Origin of the sequence: Algoriphagus locisalis, assembly GCF_900116615.1 — a bacterium.
In the GTDB taxonomy this organism is placed as follows: Bacteria; Bacteroidota; Bacteroidia; order Cytophagales; family Cyclobacteriaceae; genus Algoriphagus; species Algoriphagus locisalis.
Genome location: NZ_FPBF01000004.1, coordinates 13298 through 31314, shown reverse-complemented (window position 1 = coordinate 31314; position 18017 = coordinate 13298). Strand labels below are relative to the sequence as shown.

Below are 18017 nucleotides of genomic sequence, written 5' to 3'. Positions count from 1 at the left end.
ACTTGCATGGGTTTATATGTAGAAGTATTATTCACGTTAAACCCTAGAAACCATGAGCACTTCAAAATCAATGACTACCTATTCCCAAGTGTTGAACATGCTTCCTTCCAGAGGTTATGGCAGTGAGCTACATATACTCCGAGCGGGAGCAAGATTCGATAATTCGGAGACTCTCTATCAGCCAGACCATTTGAAAATTGTTAAAACCTATAGGTTTGAGGGTGAGTCTGATCCTTCAGATATGGCCGTGATCTATTTGCTTCACGGTTTGAACGATGATAAAGGCTTTCTTTTGAACGCTTACGGCACCTATTCCGATGAGGATAATCAATTCTATGATGAATTTATCAAACGTGTGGCTGTAGATGAGATACAAGGTTTTGACCTTTAGAAAGTAAACTCTTAGAAATTAAAAAGTAAACCACTAAACCTTCTTAACATGCAACAATCCATAAAATCCTCAAATTCTACTCCCACATGCTACTTTTTTGGCAAAAAGAAAGAAGAGGATGTAGATAAAGGAACTACCAGAAAAACACCAGGAGACTCAGGTGGAGCAAGGCCTCCTAAAAAGGAAGATTTCAATGAAATAGAACGGGAAAATGACCGTGAGAAAGATGTGCAGGAAGAAACAGTTGACAATGAAGAGCGTGATAAAAACAAGCGCTAAAATCAATGATCCGATAGGCTAGCACTAAATCTAGTTCTAGTACCAGCATGTACAAGGCTATAAAAAGCAGTTGTTATGAACTCACTAGTTTTTTGTACTAGTGGGTTTTTTGCTGTTTTCTTCTATTATAGTTTCGAGCTTTTCTCCTCTTTTGGTATCACCTGCCCACTCGAATAAATTGGCAGCTTTTTCTCCAGCTTTCTCCACAAATCCTGTCTTGTCTATTTTCACAAGCCATCCGATAAAGGTACGCATGAACTTAAGGTAAGGTGCTAATAGCAAGGCGGTAAGTGCAATAAGCAACCATCCCAGTGGGATGAATGGTAGCGCCAGACACACGAGTCCGGCTATGAAAACTAAGAATGCGATAATAGGAATAATAAATTTTTTCACATTGATTGAAACGTAGGTAAGGAGAAAAGGTGCGTTTTTTTAAGTTTTACTTAGTTACATGGATTTCAAAAGTTACGTATCTAGTGGACTCAGCAAAAATCAAGCATTGAAAATTCTTTTCTTGTTAACCCAAGTAAGCCCGCAATTCCTCTTCTATCCCTACAGGAAAGCCTTTTTTCTCTTCCACGCCTACATAAATCAAACAGCTGGAGGGAGTGCTTTCGAATATCCCGTGGAATTTGGCAAGCCATAATTCTAAGTGCGACTTTAGTTCGTTAAGTCGGGGGAGTTCAGAACTGAGTGCCCTGTTTTGTTTGATTAGATCCAAAGCCGATTGGTTGTATTCCGCTAAAACAGTGGAGGTATAAGCACGAATCGTGCGATGAAGAATGAGTTCATCCGCTGTCATCTGATCAAAATACTCATGAAAGAATTCCTCGTACTGAAGGTGCTTGGTATTCTGAATTCGGTCTTTGACCTTTTGGGCAAGTTTGTTTCGGAGTTTTACCTGGGCTTGGAAAGTAGCCCAGGCCGTATCCAGAATTTCTAACAAACTTTTCGCGGCTTCCTTAGTTGATAGATCGGGAGCAAGATGGTTCTGATGGCTCACTTTTGATCCTGGAAACTCAGCTTTACTTAAATCAAAGGGGTTTTCATTGGCCACAGCATCCAAGATCAATTGCTTGGAAGTTTCCTGATCCTTGCCAACTACATCCACAAAGACGATAGACTTCAGCATTTTGGGGACCTCGCAGGGCTTTACTTTGATGGGAATGATAGGTCTCTTTTCTCCTCTTGGGTCTGCTTGAAACGCCGCACCCCACTCTGCCATAGTAAATAATGAGGCAAAATAGTCGGCTGAGTAAACAGCGATTGTCCTTTCGGCTTCTACTGCCTTGAACATTTCATAGACAAAGTTTGCCCCCGGACGAAAATCTTTTGCCTGCAAAACTGTGGAGAAACCGGATTCCTCTAGGATTTTGCTGATCCAGATAGCCCAATTCACGTCGTTAGCAGTATAGCTGATGAAAAAATCCTTCATATTTTTTTTGTTAAAAGTCAGGTTTCAGTAAATCTTTTTCCAACTAATCTTCAGTTAAAGGTTCATTATTCTTTTGGTTTTTAGGTTTCAAACCTTGATGAAGAATTGTTGTTTATCAAAACTTATTTTTCCTCTAACTACAGGGCTATTAATATAAGTATTTCAAGGTTGAAATCTTGGGTGGACTATGGGAACTTTGGATCTGATGAATTGCCTGCAGCAATTAAGGGTTTTGGTAATCGAGTTCAGTCACAATATAATGTTTAAGGAATAGGAATTACCGATAAATAAAGACCTACTTTTGCGCCCGCATTAATTGAAGGTACATGAAACGCATCAACGAATACAAGAAGCTCTTTGGAGTGGAAAAAGAAATCGACTTGGCTACGCTAAAGAAGACTTACCGCAACTTGGTGAAGGAGTGGCATCCTGACAAATTCCAGGATGGAGATGCGATGAAAGTGGAGGCGGAGTTGCAAAGCAGAAGGATTATTGATGGGTATCATTTTTTGGTGAGTATCGCGCCCGAGACCCATGCAGCCAACTTAGAATCTTATACTGAGACGATAAACGTTGCCGGAATTGCTGATTATCATCACAAAGGAATGGTCTTGGAGGTCACTTTTGTGGATGGAAATACCTACGAATACTTTGGCGTGACGCCACAGGTTTTCCAAAAAATGATCAATAGCGACAAAATCAACCGCTTTGCCAAGCGAGCCATTTACCCAAATTATACCTATAGAAAGTCTAAGAAGAGCTTGGAGTAGGAGGTTGGAAGTTTGGAGGATAGGAGGTTTTTGGTTGAAATGTGGATTCAACTTTGTTTACTTCACATAATCAATCAGGAAACCGATCAGTAATACTGTGATTGCAAAAGTTAGGAAGCCCAGGAGATATGCAATAAATGCTTTTATGTAGTTGAAGATCTTCTTTTTATCGAAGAACTGACCGATGGCCCAGGCAATGTAAATAATACCCAAAAGCATGCCTTTGTCTATTATTTTCACACTCACCAAACTGTCGATTATTCCAAAAAACGCGAAAAAAAGCATTCCCATTCCCATGGTAAAGCAGAGAAGAATCAGGATTTCAAAATAGTTATACCCGTATTTTTTAAAGAAAATTTTGATCCAAAGCGCTATAAATAATGCCATTATGATATTGGCATAGCCATAGTTGTTTGACACCCATTCAAAAATCTTTGAGTTGGTAGATCCGTCTGCTTCAGAATAGTTGACATACCCATCTTCAAAATTTAAGAGCTGTTGAATAAGAGTGTAAACCAATGAACTGATGATGATGAAGACGATGGGTTTTACGATTCGATTCCTGTCCTTTTGGATAAATTCCTGTACGGTTTTTCCTGGACGTATCAATAGCTCTTTGATCGTATAGAGAATACCCCTGTCAAAATTAAGCACGCTGCCAATCTCACTGAAAACGTATTGCCTATCTATTCTCCTTAGCTCTACGGCTGTGCCACAGTTGAAACAATAAGTGCCAATTAGTTTGGTTTCACATTTTTTGCAAAACGTCGTACGCTCCTGATCCTGCATCCGGTAATGGGTTAAACGTTAGAGGTTTTGGATATATCCTGATACCGAAAGTATATAAATGGTGGATAAAAAAAAATCTCTCCACTAGTCAGTTTTTAGTTCTTTCATTGCGATTCCGAAAACAGGGAGAGGCATTCTCTATTTTAAGGTCAGGAAGTTGGAAGTTTAGAGGAGGGAAGTAGGAGGTTTAAGGCTGGCTTTTAAATTGCTTCGCTCATCGGTCCACCAAAGCACATAGAATTACTACCTAGCGATCATTCCAAAAGGATAATTAAATCACGATTAAAACCCTTAAAACTTCAAAATGTATTCCTGTAGATTTTCAGCTCTTTCCAGATGGAGTTTTTTACGAAGGCGATAGCGGGCGATTTCCACTCCTCTAACAGAAATGTTCATTAGGTAAGCGATTTCCTTGGTCGAGAGATTCATTCTCAAGTACGCGCTCAGTTTGATTTCCTGCGGACTTAAACTAGGGTATTCCTTTTTGAATCTGCTCATAAAATCCCCATGAACCTGATCGAAGTGAATTTCAAACTGCTCCCAGTCTTGGTCCCCTGCAAAGTTCTTTTCTATGTTTTTGATTACTTTCTGGATTTCGTTTTTGACCTCCTGGTTTTTACTCTTTTTGGTGATCGCATTGAGGTTGTTTCGCATATGATCGATAAATCCATTTTTAGTGATCAAATGCATGGTAGCGGTCGCAAGCTCCTTGTCTTTGAGTTGAATTTCCTGCTTTAATTTCTCGGTCTTCAGTTTTTCAAACTCAGCCTGGGTATTCTTAAGCTCAGTTTCTTTTTCCTGAATGACTTTAGTAGAAGCAGATTTGATCATTTGTTCCTTTTTCTGGTAGCGTTTTTCTATGATTTTATAAACCACAAAGGAGAGCAACCCAAGGATTAGGAAATACACGAAATAAGCAGCTTTGCTCCGGTACCAAGGGGGCAAAATTTCAAATGAAAAGGAAGCTACTTCGCTGATTTCTCCATAGAGATTTTTGCTTTTTGCGTGGAAAGTATAGTTGCCTTCACGGAGATTGGTATAGGCTTTTTCGCGCTTGTCTATCCAGTCTCCATAGCCCGACTCCAGCCCTTCCAGCCAATATTGGAATTGTAGGTCCTTCTCATTATTCGGGACGGGATTGCTGCTTTCAAAGCGAATATTAGCCTTTTGATACGGGATTTTTAGAATTTCATTTTGGCTTTTGGTATGGATTGGGTAGTTGTTTCCTCCAAAAATCAGAGAATCCGTGACACCCGTTAAATAGACTGCCCGAATCAGCGTAGGGAAAGTGGATGGCTGATAGGTATTCTCGTTGAGGCTAAATCGGATAAAGCCCTCGTTGGCTCCGAAAAGAACCTCATTTCCCTGGATGGTAGAAATATTCTGTAAATCATCATTGAGGATGGGCAGCAGCTTGTTGAAAACCTGAAAATGCTTGGTATAGCTACCATCCACTTTTTTCTCCAAAACCCCGCTTTCACTTTCACCGATGTAAAAAATATTCCCCATTTGGTCTTCTATGAGGTAATGAGCCAAAAATCCCTCATCAAAGTAGGGTGTAAAAAAATCATCCCTTTCAAATTTGTTCTCAACCTCATTGTATTTAAAAATACCTGCTTGAGTAGTGAAAACCAGCCGGTTATTAATCTTCCAGACGTTATTCAGCATAGTGGTGGGCAATCCGGAATCATGTCCAAAGTACGTCACAGTGGCCTTTTCCAGTGCTGAGTCCAGCTGGAGTTTGAAAAGCCCCTTGTAGCCATGCGCAACCCAGATATTGCCTTTCTCATCTTGCTCGATAATCCTACTGGACTCGTTGAAGCCTTTGATTTGCCGCAGGTATATTACCTTTTCTCCATTGATTTCAAATAAATGAAGTCCAATATACGAGCCTACAAGCAACAAATCCTGATGTCCGCGTAGCGTCTGAAAATTCCAGATCCCACCTGGACCTTCGATCCTACGGGCAGCGTTTTGCTCAATTTGAAATGCGCCATCATTATGTGCAATCAGGAGCTTGTTTTGAATGGCTTTGATCTGATAGACCTGACCAGCGGAATTTGCGATCTGTGAGATATCAGATAGGCCGCTCGTACTTTTTTCCTGTACATAGACGCCATTGTTGGTACCATAGTAGAACTTGTTGTCAAAAAATGTGGCGTGATATCCTGTGCCATTAAGACCAGAAAACTGATTGACTTTGGTGAAGGGCAAGCTGAGCTGTACTAGTGTAATCCCATTGTTATGCCCCAGCCAGAGGTTTCCGCTTAGATCTTCGAAAAGTGAAATGATAGAATTGTTATTGAGTCCATTTTCATTATCCAGCCGCATGATTTCCTTCCCGTTGGGATCCAGCAGTATAAGCCCATCGAGCTGCGTGGCAAGTGCAATCGTGCCATTCCTCAGCATCAAAGCAGCATTGATGGTCAAGTTTAAACTAGTGCCCCAGGGTTCTTCTTCTGCACCATTCGTGGTGAAGATGCCGTTATCCCGGGTAAAGATCAACTGCTTGTTTTGGGTTAATTGGAGGATTCCGGTAACTAGCAAATTCCCAAAAAAATCTACATTATTTAAGCCGACTAGTGCTCCGTCCTGTAGTTTTTTGATCCCAGAGCCGGTTTCATTTACCATTAGGATATTGTGGCTTAGGTGAAAGCTTTCGAAGCTACTTTCACTTTCCAAGCTGTATTGGAAGGTTCTGTTTCTATCGAAAACCAGTATGCGCTCGTAGGTACAGAAAAACAGATTTTCTTCCGTGATGAACACCTTCCAGACTTCTTCCAGGTTCCTTATTTCCTCAGGAAGTCCAGTTTTTAGCGATTCGAAGCTTAATTGTCCGGAGGCATCAGGGAGAAAGGCTCCGAAATCACCTTGACCAGAAATGAAAATGGCGCCATCGGCATCTACTTGAACATGCCTCACTTTTGCACCATTTGGCAAGGCATATCTTCTCCAGGTGGTACCATCGAACTCTATCAGGCCATAGTTATTTGCAACATAGATCATCCCGGCAGCATTCTGGGTGATGGCGTAATTCTGAATTCCTCCTTGGTACTCCTGACTGGAATAATACCTGGAAAACGGCAAGCCTATCGATTGTGCAAAAGCGCAATTGACTAGGAAAAACAGAACCAAGCTAAAAGAAAGTCTTTTCACGGATTGTGTACCTCATGTTGAGATTGGCAATATAGGTTTTTTCAAATTGATGTAATTGGTTTTTAAAAGCAATGAGATTTTGATCAAAACAAAAAGTGCCTTTAGATAACTCTAAAACAATATTTATCTCTTGGATGTTGAGTTTTTGTGAAAGTCCAAAAATGTGCATGATGTAGTATTGTTGTACTTGGGATTTTTGCTTGTTGTGAATTTACTTTCACCTTAGTGACACAATAAATCCAAAACTTATGAAAAAAATTTTATTGCTGTGCTTTGCGCTAGCGCTCCATTTTGGGGTTTGGGCGCAATCAACTGTGATCACAGGCAAAGTAGTGGATGCCACAGGCGAACCACTGCCTGGAGTGAGTATCTTAAAGGTGAATTCCACCGAGGGTACAGTTACAGATCTTGATGGGTTGTACTCCATCAGCGCTGGAACTGGTGATGAATTGCGTTTTTCCTTTTTAGGTTTCCAAGCTCAAACCATTCAGGTTGGCAGTTCTACTGAGATCAATGTTGTATTGACAGACGACTTGACCAATCTGGATGAAGTAGTGGTGATTGGTTATGGTTCTGCTACTAAAAGGGAACTCACAGGGGCTACTTCTCAAGTCGGCGGTGAGGATGTGCAAAAGATGAATATGCCCCGAGTCGATCAGGCCCTGCAAGGGCAGATTGCTGGCGTGAATATCTCCACTAACTCAGGTGCCCCAGGCGGTACGTCAAACATCCGAATACGAGGCATAGGTACTTTCGGAGACAATGATCCCTTGATTTTGGTGGATGGTGTCATTTACGATGCTGCTGGTCTGAATTCACTAAACCCAAATGATATCGAATCAGTCAATGTACTGAAAGATGGTACTGCGGGTATTTATGGAGTTAGGGCTGCCAATGGTGTGATCCTGATCGAAACCAAAAAAGGCAGTCTCGGTACAAAACCAAGACTTGGGTTTGATGCTTACTACGGAATACAGCAAACTGCAAGGAAACTGGATTTGCTGAATGCCCGCGAATATGCAATTTTAAAGAATGAAGCGTTCGCAGCAGGTGGTCAGGCCATGCCATTCAACAATGTGGAACTAGGCGAAGGGACCAACTGGCAGGATGCCGTTTTTCAGGACGCACCTATTCAGGAATACAACCTGACGCTGAATGGAGGATCTGAAAAAACCTCGTATTCCATCGGGGCATCTTATTTTGCACAGGAAGGAATAGTGGGTGGTCCAAAAGCTAGTTTTGAGCGGATGAATGCCAGAATCAATTTCATCACTGAAATTGCTCCTAGGCTGAAATTCACCAATGTGACACTTTTTACCCGGGAATTGAGTAACAGTTTGGCGCAGGGAGGCATAGGTTCTGTATTATATAATACCATCAATGCCTATCCTACTGAGCCGATTCGCGTCGGTGATAGATATTCTTATTTGGACAATGTGAATGATATTATCAATCCATTGGCTCAAATGGAAAATACCTACAATGACTCTTGGGTCAATAAGCTAGTAGGAAAAGAGGAAATCGAATTTGAAATCAACGATAGATTCACCTGGACAGGACGCGCAGGATATAATTTTGCCATGGTGGACTACAAAGCATTTAATCCACTGGTTTGGTATGGTCAGGGGAAATTTGCCAATTCAGCTGCAAACGAAAACCTGGATCCGGTATTGGTGGATGTTGGAGGGGTTCAAATCGAAAGAGGAGCCAATGTGTATGAATCCAGAAATACTTATTTGGATTTTAACCTGGAAACCTTCCTGAACTATAACCAAACGTTTGCTGAGGACCACAGTGTTAAAGGGACTTTTGGACTTTCCCTCGTGGGAAATAGAAGCGAAGGGCTGAACGGAACAGGTTTCAATATTCCGAACAACGACCTGAACTTCGCAGATATATCTGCAAATCAAGCTACAGGAGGATTTCTGAACAATACAGGTTCCTTCCAAAGTTCACAGCGTCTAACCTCAGCTTTTGTCAGAGGAGAATACGATTACAAGAAGCGCTACTTTATTTCCGCGATCTTAAGAAGAGATGGATCGTCTAACTTTGGCCCAAACAACCGAATAGGCTATTTTCCAGCACTTTCAGGAGCTTGGTTGATATCTGACGAATCCTTTTTCAACGTAGATGCCATCGATTTCTTGAAACTTAGAACAAGTTTCGGGATTTCAGGAAATGATCAAATCGGGTTGTTCCGATACAGAGGCTTGTTGAATGGATCGGCTACTTATGTGTTCAATGATTTCATTATCAACGGAGCTGCCATTGGCAATACCAGCAATCCTGACCTGAAATGGGAAACGACCTATCAGACCAATATTGGACTTGATTTCTCCCTGTTCAATAACTTCGATTTCACGGCAAATTACTTTATAAAAAACACGAAAGACTTGCTTTTTCAGCCTGATGTGTCCGCGATTTTAGGTTCTTATGGTCCAGGCGGTTCACCTCCTGTCATCAATGCAGGCGACGTAAGAAACTCAGGACTTGAATTGGAATTGAACTACGCAACAAACAACAGCACAGGGGCCAATTTTAGATTTGGGTACAATGTCACGTTCGTCAAAAACGAGGTAACGGCAGTTCCGGCAGGTTTTGAATTTATTCCCGGAGCTGGATTTAGCGTGGGAGGAAATGTAGCCACCCGTTTTGAAAAAGGTTTTCCAATCGGATACTTTATCGGATATCAGACAGATGGAATCTATCAAACCCAGGAGGAAATCAATTCCAATCCAGTATCTCAGCCAGGTGCACAGCCAGGAGATTTGAGATTTGTGGATCAAAATGGAGACGGAGTGATCAACTTCGGTGATGACTCTGACAGAAGAATGATAGGTTCTCCTATACCGGACGTGGTCATGGGTTTCAACATGAGCGTAGATTTCAAAGGGTTTGATCTGGGAGCCAATGTGTATGCGGCTTTGGGTCAGGAAATCATCAGAAACTATGAGCGGCAGCAGACTTTTGCTAATCAGTTGTCCTATAACATTGATCGCTGGACGGGTCCAGGCACCAGTACTGAGATACCTAGATTGACTACCGGAGCGACCAGAAACAACGTTTTCTCGGATTTCTATGTAGAAGATGGATCCTATTTGAGACTGAGAAATGTGCAATTGGGATACACTATTCCTAATGCTATTACCAAACGAATTGGCGTTCAGTCTTTCAGGTTTTATTTAGCCGCCAACAACGTAGTCACTTTGACGAGGTATCAAGGATTTGACCCGGATGTGGGATCAGGAAATCCTCTTTTTGCAGGCGTGGATAGTGGGGTTTACCCTCAGGCACGCTCATTCATGGCCGGTTTAAATTTTAATTTCTAGAAAGTATGAAAAACATAACAAAATGGTTTCTATTCATGACTTTGTGGATGGCAACCGCTTGCGATAGCTTATTGAATATTGATCCTGAGTTCACACAGGATGCAGAAAATTTCTTCAACACCAAAGAGGATTTTGACAGGGCAATCATCGGTGTCTATGACATGATGCAGCCGGCTTACTTGAATATCTGGATTGGGGAAATTGCCTCTGACAACTCCATCGCTGGAGGAGAAAGTGTCAATGATACCAGAGGACTTCACGAAATCGAAAACATGACCCACGGTGGTGTCAATCAGGAGTTGAGAGCGGTGATGCGGGTGAATTACACCGGGATTTCTCGGGCTAATTACATCTTCGAAAACCAGGATAAAATTGATTTCGAAGGTAAAGATCTGATTTTGGCAGAGGCCAAATTCATGCGTGCATATTTCTACTTCAATCTGGTGACCTATTTTGGAGATATGCCGCTGGTGGTGGATAGAAGAATTTCTATCAACGAAATTCCAAGCACTCCAAGAGCACCAAGAGCTGAAATCTATGCGCAGATAGAATCTGATTTGCAAGAGGCAGTGGATGTGCTACCTGCTACCGCTAGTGAAGTAGGACGATTGACTTCTGGGGCAGCGATGGCTCTCCTCGGCAAGGCTTTATTGTATCAGCAGAAATTCGCTGAAGCCAGTACAGTTCTTGGCAATCTGATCGATAGCAATCCTGGTGGATATGCTTTGTTTGATGATTATACTACTCTGTTTTACGCCGCAAACCAAAATATCTCCGAAGATGTATTCACTGTACAGTTCAGTGGTTTGCAAGGTGGAGATTATGGTTGTTTGATTTGTTTGAACGGGAATGCTGCAGTAGGCTTTCAGGGTATCAGGCAATATACCGGACCTTTCTATGCAGATGGCAACGCCTATAACTTGCCTACTCAGGATTTGTATGATGCCTTTGCAGAAGGAGATATAAGACGTGATGCCTCCGTTTTGAATTTGGACGAGTTTATCGCGGCTCAGCCAAATGCAGATGAGATTACTTACGGGATTGGTGCTGGTGGTCATACTGGGTTTTTCAACAACAAATACATCAAAAGACAAGGAGAAGTAGGTTTGCCGGATGATGATTTGACCAGTCCTCTGAACTATCGCGTGATCCGTTGGGCAGATGTCTTGCTGATGGCTGCAGAGGCCTTCCAACAAGCAGGCAATGACGACAGAGCAAGAATTGAGTTGAACAAAGTGAGAGCAAGGGTGGATATGCCAGCGATCACTAGTTCAGGTGATGCTTTGTATCAGGCGATTTTGGAAGAAAGAAGGTTTGAGCTTTCTGGAGAAGGTTACAGATTCTTCGATTTGGTGAGAACAGGGCAAGCTGCCGATCGTATCGATGGCTTTGTAGTAGGAAAGAATGAATTGTTTCCTATTCCACAAGTAGAGATTGACTTGGCTGGTGGAAATTGGAGTCAAAATCCTGGATATTAAACATAAACTCAAATGAAGAAATTTATAAGATACATCATGTATGTTCTGCCCTTGTTCGCATTGGCAGCATGCATGGAGGAATATACACTAGATGATACTCCTCCAACAGCAGAGCAGGCGGGATTTAGCTTTCAGCCTACAGCAGAAAGTGATAATATCCTTCAATTTACTGCTGACGGTGACTTTTTCCTGATGAATTGGGATTTGGGAAATGGGAGTTCTGGTTCTGGCAAAACAGTGACTGGCACTTACCCGACAGCAGGTACTTATACCGTCACCTTAACGGTGTTCAACAAGGGAGGCAGTGTAAGCGCTAGTAGAGAAATCATCATCGATGAAACCGATCCGCTACTGCTGGATAAGCCGCTTTTCAATAACCTTACAGGCGGTGCTGAGGCAGTAGAAGGCAAAACCTGGCAGGTAGATGCTACCCGCGTGGGACACTTTGGCGTAGGACCAAACCCCTCTTCAGCTGCGGGGGATTTCCCAGAGTGGTATCAGGCGCAGCCCAACGAAAAGGCGGGTTCTGGAATGTACACAGACCGATACACCTTCTTCTTGGACAGCTTTAACTTTACGATGGAGACAAACGGCTTCGTGTATTTGAATGCAGCCCAAGGATCCAATTTCCCAGGTGCATTTGATCCAGGAGTTGGTGATCTTTCTGCGCCTTATGAAGCTCCGGATGGATTAAAATGGAGTATGGCAGAGCCAGAAGGCGGGTATCCAGAGTTGACAATTTCTCAGGGAGGATTTTTGGGATATTTCGCTGGCGGAAGAACCTACCAGATTGTTAACATTGAAGAAAATGAGATGTTACTGAGGTTTGTGGACCAGGCTAATAACGAACTTGCATGGTATATCAGGTTGATTCCAGAGGGTTTTGTACCGGATATGGAAACACCTGAGCCAGAACCGGAGCCAGAACCTGTGGTGCCGGGAGAGTTTAGACTTCAGGACTTAGTCGGTGACGGAACCAAAGCCTGGAAACTAAAGCCAGCAGCAGGAGCATTTGGTGTAGGTCCAAGTGCAGGAAGTGACGAGTATTTCCCTAATGGAACTGATATTTCAGGGGATAGAGCATGTTTATTCAATGACCTGTTCATTTTCAACCAAGATGGTACCTATTCCTACGATCCTCAGGGAGATATCTTCGCAGAGCTATACATGGGCGTGGAGGCAGAAGGCTGCCAGTCAGTGGATAATCTGGCCGGAACACCTGGAGCTGCATGGGGAGCAGGAACACATGAGTTTAGCTTTGCCGAAGGCACCGAGTCTTCTAATGCAAAAATCACAGTGACTGGAACCGGGGCTTTCATTGCCTTGCCTAAAGCCTTCAATGCAGGTGAATACAGCGCAGGGCCTCCCGAAGCTGATAAGGCAGTCACTTATGATGTAATAGGATACAAAAACGAGGACGGAGTAGAGGAACTAACCATTACCATTGATGTTACAGACTCTGGTGGAGTTTTCTGGACCTTCGTACTTATTCCAGACAATAACTAGATATGTTGATGTTAACGAAGATTTATCATACTATAGGAGTTTTATTTATGCTGATGTCGGCATCTTCCTGTACCCAGGAAGATGCTGAACAGCAAATTGTACTTCCTACTAATTTGGAAGTGAATGTAGAAATAGCTGAAAACGGTGTCGTGAATGTGAATTTTTCCGCGGATAAAGCCAATTTCTACCGGGTGGGCTTTGGAGTGGACTCACAGCTTCCAGCTCTTGCGACGGGTGGTCAGGCTACCTATCGCTACACAGAGCCTGGAGAATATATTATCACTGTACAAGCACATAGTACTGAAGCAGATTTCATCAAAGCAGAGGAACAGGTCCTTATCACCGAGCAAATCTTGGGAATCGGATTGCCTACCACAGGCTTTGAATCTCCTCTGGAATATGAGGGATATACCTTGTCTTGGAATGATGAATTCAATTCAGAAACCTTGTCATCCGATTGGGTTTTTGAGTTGGGTGATGGCTGTCCGGGAATATGCGGCTGGGGAAATAATGAACTTCAGTTTTACCGCAGAGAAAATACGGAGCTAAGGGATGGCAACTTAGTCATCACTGCCAAGCAGGAGAGTATGGGAGGTAAGAATTATACTTCTTCTAGGCTGAAAACTCAAGGGAAACAAGAGTTTCAATATGGTAGAATTGACATTCGTGCTGCCTTGCCAAAAGGTCAGGGAATATGGCCTGCACTATGGATGTTGGGCGCTAATATTTCGGAGATCAGCTGGCCGGCTAGTGGGGAGATTGATATCATGGAGATGATAGGAGGAGATGCAAGCGGAAGAGATAACTCCGTCCATGGGACCTTACATTGGGATAATAATGGCAACTATGCCTACGAAACCGGTACAAAGACGCTTTCTGGCGGAGCCAAGTATGCAGACAATTTCCACGTTTATTCCATTATTTGGGATGAAACTACCATCACTTGGCTGGTGGACAATGAGGCATTTCATGAAATGGATATTTCTGCTGCAGCGATGGATGAGTTCAGAAAACCATTCTTTCTTCTGATCAATTTGGCTGTTGGAGGCAATTGGCCTGGAAGTCCTGATAATTCAACCGTCTTCCCCCAACAATTGGCGGTGGATTATGTTAGGGTATTTGAGAAAGATTAATATGTGGGTTTAAGGTAATTTTTAGGAAAGCTGCTTTCAATCGGAAGCAGCTTTTTTTGTGAAATAAATGAATTTGAATATACGGAATGACGCCAGTAACCAATATTTCTCTGCTCAAGCGGCCAGAAGACCTCCCGATAGCTATCGGGTGACCGAAGACTCCCGCAGGAGCGGGACAGGCTGAAGTGCCCTCAATTCTTAAGTTTAGCATATCCTATGCTGCTTTTGCTTCCTTACTGGCAGAAAGGCGCATATACATATAAATGAAAGCTATGTAGAAGAATTTTCCTGTTAAAAATAAAATCCTTTTTAGCGGGAAAGCGTTTGTAGGGATAATTTAGAGTTATACGCTGTGATAGCACTAACGATTTTGATTACTTTTGCAGCTTCTAATCACCACACCATGTTTCTGGACATAGTAATCTCCATTTTATGGAGTATTTCTCCTTTTGGAGAGGCGAAAGTAGGGATCCCCTACGCCCTTCTGAATGATATCAATATTTATCTGGCCTTTGCACTATGCTTCTTAGCGAATGTGCTGGTATTTCCCATCATGTCATTTTTTTTGAATGTAGTCAATCGTTATTTTTTTAAATGGCACCCTTACAAAAAAGCCGCAATTTTTGTGGGCCGCAGGGCTAAGTCGGGAGCAGGCAAAAACGTTCAGAAATATGGTTTTTGGGGATTGATGTTTTTTGTTTTACTTCCCATCCCGGGAACTGGGGTCTATGCCGGTACTATCGCAGGTTATCTTTTTGGTATGCAAAAGAGGAAGGCCTTTTTGGCAAATACCATCGGGATTTTCATCTCTTGCGTGATTGTGTGGGTGACTACTGTGATTGCAATTGGAGGATTTAAATAATTGTATTTATCTGCTTAGTTGCACGCAATTAAGTTGACTTATTGCTAGAAGTTTAATTTTGAAGTTCCCTCCGCCGAAGCGGAGGGAAATGGAATTTTTTAGGCTATAATCCCTACGTTTATCCTAGCATGCTTTTAGTTCTGGAGCTATATAAATTGCGCTATAATTACCGATCACAATAATAGCCTTTTGCTTTATTCGTAATTCAACTAGTAAGGAGGCAAAAGCAAGAGGGGAAGGTTAAAGTAAGGCCTGAGGCCACTTAAGCCTGTCATGACACTGAGAGAGTCATCTGCAATCTTCCCTGCTAATTAAGAAAATTGAGCCTATTGGTATCTTTAGGGGTAACCACTTTTTCTAGTTATGCTTTGGTTCCCAAATTAACCTCACAAAAGAACTGAGGCGCTCATTTCCTTTCTGAACAGGGATGCCGGCCACAATTCCAACCATTAGGTTTTCACTGATTCCCAGGCGCATCTGAGGACGCATCACGGTTTTGAGCTCTTTATTGTCAAGCGTCTGGTTTAATTCAACTCCAATGAAATTTCTCGTACCGGTAATCATGTAGTGAAAACTGGTATTGATGTCATAGGTAGTGTACATTTTTTTATTGCTAAAATTCTGATGAAACATTGGCCCAGTGTAGATAAGCGTATGGTAATTACTACCCCAGCGCTTAGCAACTACTAGGAAGGGGTTGTACACATTTCCCCTTATCATGGGACTGCCAAAATTTCTGAAATCAGAGAGCTCAAATTCGTTGATGTATCCCACTGCCATCGAAGTAGCATGAGCAGCATTCACAAGAAAGGTCCACTGCGCAGCAAGTTTAAGACTGTTTAATTGATTGGATGGGACTGAATCTCTCTCTGTACCTTTCATAGGCGCATAGAACGTAAAAGGCAATTCCACTTCCAGACCGAGTCTGTTGACGGGTGCCCATTCGTATTCTACAAGAGCTTCATACGAGTCAAAACTCAGATTGTCAGTCAATCCTAATCCAAGATTCCATTCTTTTTCACCTTTCCGTGCGCCTAGGTCGCGTATCAAGTCTATGTAGAGAGGCTCGGCATGGAGCACCTTGTCAGGTTCTTTCAGTTCCTCAGTCTGGAGGATATAGAGACTGTCTTTTTCTGTATTTGTAATTTGAGCAAAGGAATAGCTGATCGTAACCCAAAGAGTTACGATGGTAATTATATATTTAATTTTCACCGCGTGATCGAATTTGTTGGTTGATATAGAATTAGTCATTCAACCCCCTGACAGGTAGCAAACCGGTCAATTCAAAGAAATGTGGAATTGCATTTAAGAGTCAGCCTCAAGAGATAATTGTGTTTTCTAAGTTGAGACTTATCCTGAATGGTAGTTGAATGTGATTTTTGGAACTATCAATCAACTGTTAGGAGGTGGGGAATCTAGTCGATAAAATCCTAGAGTTAGAACTATTCTAGGGTCTGGAAATTTGTTTTCAGCTGTATAAGATGAATCGAAAAGCAGTCCTTGATAAAAAGGGTTATGAAGTGCCAAGACTACCTTTTGGGTGGTTTTCTTATTTTGATCGTCCCCATCAGGATCTTCATACTCCTCAAAAGTATCTTCAAAACCTAAAATAGATTCTACCAAAACTTCAACCATACTTTCCTGATCGTTGATAGATAGATCTTCAGCGATATGCGCGGATTCAGGGTCAGGAGTATCTGCACTGAGGTTGAAAATATATAGCCCCATCAGTACCCATAAAAGTTTTACAAATGCGCTATTTCTTAGGATAAGAATCACGTTGCAATATTAGTAAATTTCCCAATGTGTGCATAAGCCATCAAAAAAGGCAGCACTAGATACGGATTTTTATCGAATAGGGTTGGATGTTTTCTTTTTCAGAACTTCACCTATTAATTCTAAGATTCCACAGTCTCAGTTTACTTCAGCATTTCTCCTAGCTTTTGGACTTTCTTCAGCCATTTTTCTCTAAACTCCTTTTTGGAAAGCCGAATGGGGCCGATGGCTGTTATCCGTACTTTTTTCACTCCTATGTAATTCAAAGTCACCCTTTTCATGGCATGATGGCTTGGGCTTCGGTAAACCAATCTGTAGTACCATTCCGGCTGGTCTAAGGTGCAGATGATTCTTGCGGTTTTGCCAGTAAGGCTCTTGTCCCACCATAGGGAATTCTCTCTTTTTTGAAAGGCAAAACCTGGAAGCATGACCCTGTCCAGGAAACCTTTCATCATTGCTGGTACAGAACCCCACCAGACTGGATATATCCAGACGAGGTGCTCAGCCCATTTCAATTTTTCTTGTGCTTCCAATAAATCCGGTTCCAGTTCAGTCCTTTTCCTATATCCGAATTGTAGGTTTGGGTTAAAATCCAACTCTCTGATATTGATTTGCTTGATTTCAGCGCCAGCTTTAGCAGCTCCTTTCTTATAGGCTTCTGAAAGTGCAAAATTGAAGCTTTCTGCATCCGGGTGGCCGTTGATGATCAGTATTTTTTGCATAGTGATTAGAACAAGGGTTTAAATTTTGATTCAAAGGCAGCTCCTGTCAAATTTTCTTTTTTGAAAAATTGGTAAAGGGCAAAACATGCTGGGATAGTTAGGAAGGCAGTACAAACCGCAAAAGTGGCGAGGCTACTAAAAGCAGTTAGCACTAGGCTGCCAAGCTTGCCAATATAGACCGCAATAAAATCCTGCTGCTTTGTAAAAAAGTGATAAACAGCTTTCGAGTAGTCGTAAAAACTAACTGTGATTTCGTAGGCGAGCCAGCCGGGATAAAACCACTTACGGATAGGCTCCCAATATTTCCCCCAAATCGATTTGGGTTGCTTGTTTTCTTCCATTTTTTGATCCTTTTGACAAAGATTATCCAAATGGAAGCGTAATCATTTGA

The 18017-nt window shown here is 42.2% G+C and carries 16 protein-coding genes; 8 read left to right on the top strand and 8 right to left on the bottom strand.

Annotation, left to right across the window (positions count from 1 at the left end; all coding sequences use genetic code 11):
- The first annotated feature begins 52 nt into the window (after positions 1 to 52).
- Together BM386_RS12350 and BM386_RS12345 are read left to right on the top strand one after the other, a co-directional pair.
- Positions 53 to 391 (top strand): hypothetical protein, encoded by a 339-nt coding sequence (locus BM386_RS12350; protein ID WP_091694602.1) that lies wholly within the window; start codon positions 53 to 55, stop codon positions 389 to 391.
- 48 nt (positions 392 to 439) lie between these two features.
- Complete coding sequence (locus BM386_RS12345; RefSeq protein ID WP_091694599.1) at positions 440 to 670, top strand: hypothetical protein; 231 nt, start codon at positions 440 to 442, stop codon at positions 668 to 670.
- 84 nt (positions 671 to 754) lie between these two features.
- Here BM386_RS12345 and BM386_RS12340 read toward each other — a convergent pair whose 3' ends face one another.
- Positions 755 to 1063 (bottom strand): hypothetical protein, encoded by a 309-nt coding sequence (locus BM386_RS12340; RefSeq protein WP_091694597.1) that lies wholly within the window; start codon positions 1061 to 1063, stop codon positions 755 to 757.
- Positions 1064 to 1187: 124 nt separating this feature from the next.
- Positions 1188 to 2105 carry a toll/interleukin-1 receptor domain-containing protein gene (locus BM386_RS12335; RefSeq protein ID WP_091694594.1) on the bottom strand — a complete coding sequence of 306 codons (918 nt, stop codon included), beginning with the start codon at positions 2103 to 2105 and terminating at the stop codon, positions 1188 to 1190.
- A 326-nt stretch (positions 2106 to 2431) separates the two neighbouring features.
- On the opposite strand from BM386_RS12335, the gene BM386_RS12330 reads away from it, so the two are divergent.
- Positions 2432 to 2875, top strand: coding sequence for a KTSC domain-containing protein (locus tag BM386_RS12330; RefSeq protein ID WP_091694590.1), 444 nt, complete (start codon positions 2432 to 2434; stop codon positions 2873 to 2875).
- A 57-nt stretch (positions 2876 to 2932) separates the two neighbouring features.
- On the opposite strand, the gene BM386_RS12325 is transcribed toward BM386_RS12330, so the two are convergent.
- Entirely contained in the window at positions 2933 to 3664 is a 732-nt protein-coding gene (locus BM386_RS12325) for a DUF3667 domain-containing protein (RefSeq protein WP_091694588.1), read from the bottom strand.
- Positions 3665 to 3955: 291 nt separating this feature from the next.
- Positions 3956 to 6820 carry a ligand-binding sensor domain-containing protein gene (locus BM386_RS12320; RefSeq protein ID WP_244545516.1) on the bottom strand — a complete coding sequence of 955 codons (2865 nt, stop codon included), beginning with the start codon at positions 6818 to 6820 and terminating at the stop codon, positions 3956 to 3958.
- A 248-nt stretch (positions 6821 to 7068) separates the two neighbouring features.
- On the opposite strand from BM386_RS12320, the gene BM386_RS12315 reads away from it, so the two are divergent.
- The 5 genes from BM386_RS12315 (at position 7069) to BM386_RS12295 (ending at position 15128) form a co-directional block, all read left to right on the top strand.
- Positions 7069 to 10149 carry a SusC/RagA family TonB-linked outer membrane protein gene (locus BM386_RS12315; protein WP_091694585.1) on the top strand — a complete coding sequence of 1027 codons (3081 nt, stop codon included), beginning with the start codon at positions 7069 to 7071 and terminating at the stop codon, positions 10147 to 10149.
- A 5-nt stretch (positions 10150 to 10154) separates the two neighbouring features.
- Entirely contained in the window at positions 10155 to 11627 is a 1473-nt protein-coding gene (locus tag BM386_RS12310; protein WP_170857091.1) for a RagB/SusD family nutrient uptake outer membrane protein, read from the top strand.
- Positions 11628 to 11639: 12 nt separating this feature from the next.
- Positions 11640 to 13133 carry a PKD domain-containing protein gene (locus tag BM386_RS12305; protein ID WP_091694582.1) on the top strand — a complete coding sequence of 498 codons (1494 nt, stop codon included), beginning with the start codon at positions 11640 to 11642 and terminating at the stop codon, positions 13131 to 13133.
- Positions 13134 to 13141: 8 nt separating this feature from the next.
- Positions 13142 to 14266, top strand: a complete 1125-nt coding sequence (locus BM386_RS12300; protein ID WP_342029142.1) for a glycoside hydrolase family 16 protein — start codon at positions 13142 to 13144, stop codon at positions 14264 to 14266.
- Between the two features lie 403 nt (positions 14267 to 14669).
- The gene (locus tag BM386_RS12295; RefSeq protein WP_091694576.1) at positions 14670 to 15128 is read left to right on the top strand and encodes a COG2426 family protein; all 459 of its coding nucleotides are present in this window, start codon (positions 14670 to 14672) and stop codon (positions 15126 to 15128) included.
- Positions 15129 to 15485: 357 nt separating this feature from the next.
- On the opposite strand, the gene BM386_RS12290 is transcribed toward BM386_RS12295, so the two are convergent.
- From BM386_RS12290 to BM386_RS12275, 4 genes are all read right to left on the bottom strand, one after another.
- On the bottom strand, positions 15486 to 16340 hold the full coding sequence (locus BM386_RS12290; RefSeq protein WP_170857090.1) for an HAEPLYID family protein: 855 nt from the start codon (positions 16338 to 16340) through the stop codon (positions 15486 to 15488).
- A gap of 180 nt (positions 16341 to 16520) precedes the next feature.
- On the bottom strand, positions 16521 to 16856 hold the full coding sequence (locus tag BM386_RS12285) for a hypothetical protein (protein ID WP_091694573.1): 336 nt from the start codon (positions 16854 to 16856) through the stop codon (positions 16521 to 16523).
- 191 nt (positions 16857 to 17047) lie between these two features.
- Positions 17048 to 17626, bottom strand: coding sequence for an NAD(P)H-dependent oxidoreductase (locus tag BM386_RS12280; RefSeq protein ID WP_091694570.1), 579 nt, complete (start codon positions 17624 to 17626; stop codon positions 17048 to 17050).
- Between the two features lie 5 nt (positions 17627 to 17631).
- Positions 17632 to 17967: a hypothetical protein gene (locus BM386_RS12275; RefSeq protein WP_091694568.1), complete on the bottom strand. Its 336-nt coding sequence runs from the start codon at positions 17965 to 17967 to the stop codon at positions 17632 to 17634.
- Positions 17968 to 18017 lie beyond the last annotated feature (50 nt).

What these genes read in the sequence shown, in the direction of transcription:
- BM386_RS12345 (WP_091694599.1), top strand. Translation starts at nt 440, where the DNA reads ATGCAACAATCCATAAAATCCTCAAATTCTACTCCCACATGCTACTTT.
- BM386_RS12275 (WP_091694568.1), bottom strand. Translation starts at nt 17,967, where the DNA reads ATGGAAGAAAACAAGCAACCCAAATCGATTTGGGGGAAATATTGGGAG.
- BM386_RS12335 (WP_091694594.1), bottom strand. Translation starts at nt 2,105, where the DNA reads ATGAAGGATTTTTTCATCAGCTATACTGCTAACGACGTGAATTGGGCT.
- BM386_RS12305 (WP_091694582.1), top strand. Translation starts at nt 11,640, where the DNA reads ATGAAGAAATTTATAAGATACATCATGTATGTTCTGCCCTTGTTCGCA.
- BM386_RS12315 (WP_091694585.1), top strand. Translation starts at nt 7,069, where the DNA reads ATGAAAAAAATTTTATTGCTGTGCTTTGCGCTAGCGCTCCATTTTGGG.
- BM386_RS12285 (WP_091694573.1), bottom strand. Translation starts at nt 16,856, where the DNA reads ATGGGGCTATATATTTTCAACCTCAGTGCAGATACTCCTGACCCTGAA.
- BM386_RS12330 (WP_091694590.1), top strand. Translation starts at nt 2,432, where the DNA reads ATGAAACGCATCAACGAATACAAGAAGCTCTTTGGAGTGGAAAAAGAA.
- BM386_RS12295 (WP_091694576.1), top strand. Translation starts at nt 14,670, where the DNA reads ATGTTTCTGGACATAGTAATCTCCATTTTATGGAGTATTTCTCCTTTT.
- BM386_RS12300 (WP_342029142.1), top strand. Translation starts at nt 13,142, where the DNA reads ATGTTAACGAAGATTTATCATACTATAGGAGTTTTATTTATGCTGATG.
- BM386_RS12325 (WP_091694588.1), bottom strand. Translation starts at nt 3,664, where the DNA reads ATGCAGGATCAGGAGCGTACGACGTTTTGCAAAAAATGTGAAACCAAA.
- BM386_RS12350 (WP_091694602.1), top strand. Translation starts at nt 53, where the DNA reads ATGAGCACTTCAAAATCAATGACTACCTATTCCCAAGTGTTGAACATG.
- BM386_RS12280 (WP_091694570.1), bottom strand. Translation starts at nt 17,626, where the DNA reads ATGCAAAAAATACTGATCATCAACGGCCACCCGGATGCAGAAAGCTTC.
- BM386_RS12310 (WP_170857091.1), top strand. Translation starts at nt 10,155, where the DNA reads ATGAAAAACATAACAAAATGGTTTCTATTCATGACTTTGTGGATGGCA.